Origin of the sequence: Streptococcus sp. 1055 (assembly GCF_013276815.1) — a bacterium.
GTDB classification, from domain to species: Bacteria; Bacillota; Bacilli; order Lactobacillales; family Streptococcaceae; genus Streptococcus; species Streptococcus pseudopneumoniae.
Genome location: NZ_VMLT01000102.1, coordinates 1 through 7,888, shown reverse-complemented (window position 1 = coordinate 7,888; position 7,888 = coordinate 1). Strand labels below are relative to the sequence as shown.

The following is a 7,888-nucleotide window of genomic DNA, read 5'->3' as shown; positions in this document are numbered from 1 at the left end:
CCTGCGGCTAGTTTCCTACTTTGCTCTTTGATTTTCATTGAGTATGAATTTAAAGATAATCAAAATGATAATGATGGTTGCCAAGATAGTTTTATCGTGATTGTAGCGGTTAAATCCATAAGCGATGACTACGTTACCAATACCGCCAGCTCCAACCGCACCAGCCATAGCTGTTTCCCCAACAAGGGAAATCAAGGTTACAGTCGTCACACGAATCAAATCTGGAAGACCTTCTAGTAAGCCTGATTTGCCTAGGTTAAACTTTTTTACCTGAAAAACTTCTTTTTTCTAGTGATAAAATCAACCCTATCACACTCACTACCAAAAATACCCACCAACAAAGCCTGATATCTTGCAAAGCTAAGAAGGAAAATACAGACATCCCCAAAGGTAATGTTAGGGAAACAATCATACTCAAGAGATTATTACTTCGAGCTAATACATCCGCGCTCAAATTAGACAATAACAGAGTATCTAATTTAGGCATTGATTTCGACATCAAATACATAACAAAGGTTAAGCAGGCAACACCTACTAGAGGAGAAAAATCTAAAATATTAGCAGTAGCAAGCAAGACAAACAGACTTGCATTGAGCGATAGCAAACTTGAAAACGACAATTTCCCAAAATAATCATTGGGGGTTAGGCTACCAAGAATAGCTCCTCCCAAGCTAACACATTCAATTAAAAATAGGGCTTGAGCATAGCTGAGATGATAGATAGTATGGTCTAATAAGTAAAAGTGATAAATACCTCCAACAGCTCCTCCCAAAGTATTCATTACCAAAATGACAAGGATCATTTTAAACAAAGATTTACTTTCTCTTTGCCTAAAGATATCATCCATGTCCGCATAGATTGCCTTAACTTGTTGAAGTAAACTAATCGACTCATTCTCTACCGTTACAGACAAATACGTCAATTCTCTTCTATTTTTGAACAAAATAAGAGAAGATAGTAAAAAGAAGCCAGCATTCACAATTGCAACAAAAGAAAAATTTTGATTGCTGGTTGTGAGTAACCACACTCCTAAGGCTTGACCTCCTAGATTTGATAAATAGGAGACAAACTGAGTAAAGGAATAAGCTTCATAGAGCTTATCTTCCGAAATATTATGCTGGATAATCGGCATACGAAGGCCTGCTGTATAATCTGATAAAATATCCGAACAGATATTAACCATACAGATAACAGCAAACGTTACGAAGTTCTGATCATGAATCACACTAGCAATCAAAAGAAATAGGAGACTTTGCACACAACCAACCCAGATAATTGTCCCTGCTTTATTCCGAGTATGATCCGCCTTAATCCCAACATAAAAAGTAAATAGGAAAGGTAAAATCGTAATCATATTCGCCATAAATACAGCTATATTTTTAAAGGGTAGACTCGCAGCATAAACGATAAATACCAGATTATAAATATAAGCTCCACTTGAGCTCAAAAACCTCGATAAGGTCAGTATTCTAAATAAATGATGTCTTAAGAATAGTTTCATAACAGGCCTTTCTCCATATTTCAAAGAGTATTCTATTGAAGCCAGTATAACAAAAAAAGCGGGACTCCCCACTTTTTTGTAATATATTTTTTCTGAAAATAGGAACTCTAGCTCCTAGATACTGCTATTTATCACTCCATCTACAAATCCATTTATTTTTCATCAGTCGATGTAACGAGAATATATTACAAATCTTTATTTGAAAGCTGATTTGCAAAATAGTTTTCATAGTATCTTGCACCATCTACATACTCTAAATCTTGTAAGATTGTAATGCCTCTCTGGATTTTCTCAAGACCCTTATTTTTTACATTAAAAATAGTATCATAATACCCTTTAGCAATCATATAAATGATTTTAAGATAAGCTTGAGATTCTGGCAATTCTCGTTTTTCAATCTGAAAGATAAAATAATCTGCTTTTAATTTATCCTTTTCCTCTATCGCTTTAAAGAGTCCATTAATTAAAATGGTGTCAATACCAACTTTGTTACTAGGTAAAGAGCCTAATAAATCCGTCTTTTGTAACATCTCCCTAGAATATTTAAAATAGAGGGGCAGAGGAAACAAAGTAGAAATCGTTGAAAATAGTTCCAATTCATAATTTCCCCAGATGTCAATAGTAAAAAAATAGTCATAGAGAAAAGTCAGTTCTTCATCCGTTGCCCTTATTTTTGAATCAAAAAACACAAGAAGGCTTTTGATACGAATCATTTGTAAAAGATAGCTTGTTTCACCACTTGACCTATACTTTTGAGTCATCTCTTCATACAAGGAATGGAGAGAATCAATCCCTTCTCTGTCATATAGATCCCAAAGATTTTCTTGAAAAGCCAGAACCTTTTTCTGAGAAAAACCACGTACCAAGTACATAAATTCATTCAAATCAGAGTGGATGTTATCTAAGGCAGTAATCAATTTCATAGATGATAGGTCTGCTTCTCCACGCTCAAATTTGCTCAACATGGAATAAGTAAACTCTCCTCCCGTCGCCTCCTGTAGAGATACATTCCGGCTCTTTCTCAATTCTTTAAAAACTTCTCCCAGATTTTGCATATTGACTCCCCACAATTCTTAACTCTTTTACTCATAAAAGTAACGGTTGATAGCAACCAGTACAGAGAATTTTAAGTCTTGACTATAACGATAACTCCTATGAATGATGTACAGATTGCCTAATTCTCTTTATTTATGGCTCAATTTCTTAGTCAAGAAATCTCCCAAGAATTGGATTGCAAAGATAATCAAAATGATAATGATGGTTGCCAAGATAGTCACATCGTGATTGTAACGGTTAAATCCATAAGCGATGGCTACGTTACCAATACCGCCGGCTCCAACCGCACCAGCCATAGCTGTTTCCCCAACAAGAGAAATCAAGGTCACAGTTGTCACGCGGATCAAGTCTGGAAGACCTTCTGATAGGTAAACACCCACGATGTCCCAGAAAGTCGCTCCGCTAGCTTGAGCCGCCTCAATGACACCACCATCTAGCTCAGCCAAGACAACCTGCACTTGACGGGCAAAGAAGGCAAAGACTGCAAAAGATAGGGGTACGATAGCTGCATTTGGACCAATGCTTGTTCCTACGATTAGATGAGAGAAGGGTGACAAGACTGCCAAGAGAATGATAAATGGTACCGCACGGAAAATGGAAGTAATCTTATCTAAAATCCAGAAGACGACTTTATTCTCCAAGACACCACCTGGCGCTGTCAAGACGAGAAAGAGACCTGCCACTAGCCCCAAGAAGCCTCCGATAATGAAGGAAAGAACTGTCATATAAAGAGTTAAGTAGATAGCCGTTCCCCAGCCTGCCTGACCAGCCCAACCCATTTTATAGACATTTGGTAAATAGGTTTGAATCAATGATTCCATCTTACTGTACTCCCTTCAATACTTTTAGTTGTACACCTGCTTGACGAATGGCTTCTTGGGCACCTGCCAAGGCTGCTTTTTCACCTGACAAGACCACCACCAATTCTCCAACAGGAGTACCATCGAGAATTTCGATATTCCCATAGAGAATATTAGCCATTACTTGGTAATGCTTGTACAATTCATTCAAAAGTGGCTCGTCTGTTGAAGCTCCAGCGTACTTGAGTTGCACCAAGAGACTGTTTTCAGACAAGTGTTCCACGATTTCTTGCTTCTCGATTTTGACCATGGCTTCGTCAATACCTGTAGCTGTTGAGATAAAGTCTTGAGTCAAAGGTTGTTTAGGGTCTGAGAAGATTTCAAGCACACTACCCTCTTCAATCAAATGCCCATCCTGCATAACCGCCACACGGTTGGCAATGTCTTTGACAATCTGCATTTCATGCGTAATCAAGACAACAGTCAAGCCTAATTTTTGGTTCAAATCTTGCAACAAGGCCAAAATCTGCTTGGTTGTCTTCGGATCAAGGGCAGAAGTTGACTCGTCTGAAATCAAGATTTTTGGATCATTTGCCAAGGCACGCGCAATGGCTACACGCTGTTTTTGCCCTCCAGATAGTTGTGAAGGGTAGTTTTCAGCACGATCCGCCAAGCCAACCAAGTCCAACAACTTAGCTACTTTAGCCTTCTTTTCTTCCTTGCTGAGTCCAGAGTGTTTAAGGGCAAAGGCTACATTCTCCTCTGCAGTCTTCTGGCTCATCAGGTTAAAATGCTGGAAAATCATCCCGATATCTTGACGTTTACGACGTAACTGCTCTGCCGTCAAGGCCACCTTGCCATCAAAAATCACATCATCGTCAATGGTAATTTTCCCTGCAGATGGCTTTTGCAAGAGATTAATCACCCGTACAAGGGTTGATTTCCCTGCTCCAGAATATCCAACAATTCCGTAAATATCCCCTTCTTGGATGTGAATGGTCACATCCTTGACCGCTGTGATGGTTCTCTTCTTTTGGTGAAAAGTCACATCGATCTGATCTAACTTGATAATATCTCTACTCATAGCTTCTAATCAGCTCCTCTACTAATTCAATATGGGTGTAGTAATCGGCGATTCGCACGTTCTCATCTCCACCGTGGTCTCGGCTGTTGGCATTTCCTAGACCGAAGGCCACCATTGGCACCTCTAGGGCATCAAAGACCGTATGCATAGGTCCTGTCCCCGCTGTCGTCGGCAAGACTGAAACGCCCTGTGGATAGAATTTCTTGGCCAACTCGATCACATTGAGAATGGCTGGTGCGCTCATATCGCTTCGATAGCTCATCTCTCCCAAGGTATAGTATAATTCTACCTTATCAAAGCCATTTTTGTCTAGCTGTTTCCGAATTTTTTCCAGAACATCATGCGGTTCTAGACCAGGAACCAAACGAACTTCTAACTTAGCGCTAGCTTCTGCTGGCAAAATAGTCTTAACCCCTTGCCCTTGATAACCTGACTGAATCCCTTCGATATTAAGAGCTGGTTCAAAAAAGAAACGTTTTAGAAAGGCTGCACGCTCCTCTTGTAAGAGAGGCAATTCCAAACCATAAATCTGGCTGATTTCCCCTGGATTGCGTTGAGCGTAAGTGTCCACCAAGGACATTTCTCGTTCATTTGGCTCTTGTACTTCTTCGTACAAACCTTCAACCAAGATACGGCCATCCGCAGCACGAAGAGACTGTAAGGCTTGGAGGAGATACCAAGGAGCTGATTCCACAACCCCACCATAACTCGAGTGGATATCCACATCAGCACTTTTCACCTTGGCATCAAAGGTCACAATCCCCTTATTTCCACCAGAAATTTCCAGCTGTTCCAAGGCATTTTTGGTTCCTTGTTCCCAGACCAACAAATCCGCCCCACGGAGTTTATCCGCATGCTTTTCCAAATACTTATCCAGGTCTGTCGAAGCCGATTCCTCCGCTCCCTCCATGATAAAACTGATATTGACAGGCAGGTCATCGTGGTGCTGCATGTATTTTCTCAAAGCACTCAAACGAGCTGTGATATGACCCTTGTCGTCATCAACCCCACGTCCATACATGAAACCATTGCGCACCGAAAGCGTAAAGGGATCCTCTGTCCAGACCTGATCTCCGTCCGCTGGCACAGTGTCATAGTGGTTATAGAAAATCAGGGTCTTGGCATCTGGACGTGAACTCTTGAAATGCGCCATGACAAAAGGCGCCGTGTAAGTCTCATCAATCTCCACTTCAGCCCCCACACGCTTGAAAATCTCACCCAGATAGTTTGCGACTTCCTTAAGTCCAACCTGCTGGGCAAAGACCGACTTCTTAGAAATCAAGGTACGCAAAACCTCAAAATAATGCTGGGCTACATGATCCTTTTCAAATTTTTCAATCTGTTCTTGTTCACTAGGAAAAACCATATTCTCTCTACCTTTCTATGAAACTATAGTCTTCTTTACAATCCATGCTCTATACAAAAGCAAGAGGTGGAATTCTCTCTCCCACCTCCCTGTTTCTTATTACCAAACTGGTTGATCCAAACCGTCTGATGTTTCTTCGATAACTTTTTTCACTTCATCTGTATGGTAAGCTGCGATCACTTTCTTGATAGCATCAGCTTTTGGTGATGTTTCCCAATCTTTTTTCGCAACGATGATGTTGTACCATTGTTTTGAATTTTCATCAGCTTGTTCTTTGAAAAGTGCTTTCTTGTAGTCCAATTTTGCTTCTGTAACGAAGGTATTGTTTACAACAGCAGCGTCAACTGATGACAATGAACGAGCTGTTTGGCTAGCATCCAATTCAGTGATTTTCAAGTTCTTTGGATTTTCTTTGATGTTAGCAACTGTTGCAAGAGCAGTTCCTGAAACGTCCAATTTAATCAAGCCAGCTGATTGAAGCAAGTAAAGCGCACGGCTTTCGTTTGTAGCATCGTTCGGTACAGCGATTTCTCCGTTTGCTGGGATGTCTTCTACTTTAGTGTACTTGTTGTCACTTCCATTCAAACCTGAGTAAAGGCGGATTGGAGAGATGTAAGTATCAGCAATCGCTACAAGGTCTTTCCCGTTTTCTTTGTTCCAGTTGTTCAAGAAGTTATAGTGTTGGAAAGCGTTCAAGTCTACTTCGCCATCAGCAGTTGCCTTGTTTGGTTGTGAGTAGTCTGTGAACTCTGTAAATTCCAAAGTGATTCCGTCTTTCTTAACCAATTCTTGAACTTTATCCCAACGAGCTTCTTCAGAACCGCTACGGTTAACAGTTGCGATTTTGATAGTTGTTGCATTGTCTGCTTTCTTTTCTGAGTTTCCGCAAGCTACAAGAGCCAAACCTGCGACTGTAGCAAGGGCTGCTAGACCAAGCCATTTTTTGATTTTCATGATTCTTTCTCCTTAAAAATAATACCGTACTAGTATCTCATACTTTGTTTTATTTCACAAATTGTTATTAGATAGTCAGATATATAGTTTAAAACTATATATCTAAGAACTGAGAAATCACCCATCTTATTCAGAATGGATGATTTCAAGAAATTATTTAATATCAGCTTCTGCCGGTAGGTAAGTGTCTCCGAAGAATTGTTTAGACAATTTTTCAAGCGTTCCATCTTTGTAGAGTTCTTTAATGCGTTTGTCTACAAATGATTTCAACTCATCTTGACCTTGAGCAAGAAGTGGGTAAACGTACGGTTGTTGGTCACTTGGAAGTTCGATAACTTTCAAGTTGTCCAAACCTTGGTTCTTGATTACTGTTTCAACACCGATTTTATCAAAAATCTTATAGTCAAATTGGCCATCGCTCAAACGTACCATGATTTGTTGGAAGTCTGCCTTAGTATAGTTAAGGATAGTTGGGTTGTCCGGGTGTTCAGCGTTGTATGCTTCTAACTGCTTAGCTGAGGTAGTGGCTTGAACGACTTCCGTCGATTTTCCACCGATATCAGCGAGAGACTTGATACTAGAGTCATCTTTCTTCACTACAAGGACATTAGGGTTTTGGGCAATTGGTGCGGCATAAAGGTATTTTTCCGCACGTTCTTTAGTGTAGCTCAGATTGTTGACAGCCATATTGTAACGGTCAGCGTCAAGACCAGCAAATACACCTGACCATTCTGTCTTTTCAAATTTGACATCATACTTGTCAGAGTCTTTAAAGATAGCGCGAACGACTTCAATCTCGTAACCAGTCAATTCGCCATTTTCTTCATAGATAAATGGTTTTGGCGAGCCATTGGTTGCAACGATAATTTCTTTCTTGCTAGCTGCTTCTCCTTCTTTCTTAGCACCACCTGAGCAAGCTGCTAAAACACCTGCAGCAACAAGCCCTAAAGCAGCAAGAGATGAGTATTTAACGATTTTTTTCATGTCATTTCCTCCAAAATAGAATACCTTATAATCTTAACAGAAAAAGACCATTTACGCCATTATATGATATCTATATCTGTGATAGGTTTTCTTTATGGCTGATTTATACTCAATGAAAATCAAAGAGCAAACTAGAAAGCTAG

Annotated in this window: 7 protein-coding genes and 1 pseudogene; all 8 read right to left on the bottom strand. The window is 40.0% G+C overall.

The genetic code is table 11. The features are described 5' to 3' along the window. Nucleotides 1-15 precede the first annotated feature (15 nt). Nucleotides 16-234: pseudogene (locus tag HT699_RS08770) on the bottom strand (hypothetical protein); the annotation flags it as partial. A gap of 22 nt (nucleotides 235-256) precedes the next feature. Further along, nucleotides 257-1,501, bottom strand: coding sequence for a transporter (locus HT699_RS08765; protein WP_172934281.1), 1,245 nt, complete (start codon nucleotides 1,499-1,501; stop codon nucleotides 257-259). 185 nt (nucleotides 1,502-1,686) lie between these two features. Further along, entirely contained in the window at nucleotides 1,687-2,466 is a 780-nt protein-coding gene (locus tag HT699_RS08760; protein WP_240149889.1) for an Rgg/GadR/MutR family transcriptional regulator, read from the bottom strand. A gap of 219 nt (nucleotides 2,467-2,685) precedes the next feature. Then, nucleotides 2,686-3,378, bottom strand: coding sequence for a methionine ABC transporter permease (locus tag HT699_RS08755; protein ID WP_000444647.1), 693 nt, complete (start codon nucleotides 3,376-3,378; stop codon nucleotides 2,686-2,688). Nucleotide 3,379: 1 nt separating this feature from the next. Further along, nucleotides 3,380-4,441 (bottom strand): methionine ABC transporter ATP-binding protein, encoded by a 1,062-nt coding sequence (locus HT699_RS08750; RefSeq protein ID WP_172934280.1) that lies wholly within the window; start codon nucleotides 4,439-4,441, stop codon nucleotides 3,380-3,382. Then, entirely contained in the window at nucleotides 4,434-5,807 is a 1,374-nt protein-coding gene (locus tag HT699_RS08745) for a M20/M25/M40 family metallo-hydrolase (RefSeq protein WP_050223309.1), read from the bottom strand. Before HT699_RS08745 ends, HT699_RS08750 begins: the two co-directional genes overlap by 8 nt. A 99-nt stretch (nucleotides 5,808-5,906) precedes the next feature. Beyond that, complete coding sequence (locus tag HT699_RS08740) at nucleotides 5,907-6,761, bottom strand: MetQ/NlpA family ABC transporter substrate-binding protein (RefSeq protein WP_172934279.1); 855 nt, start codon at nucleotides 6,759-6,761, stop codon at nucleotides 5,907-5,909. Nucleotides 6,762-6,914: 153 nt separating this feature from the next. Next, entirely contained in the window at nucleotides 6,915-7,745 is an 831-nt protein-coding gene (locus HT699_RS08735) for an amino acid ABC transporter substrate-binding protein (RefSeq protein WP_061477697.1), read from the bottom strand. Between the last annotated feature and the right edge of the window lie 143 nt (nucleotides 7,746-7,888).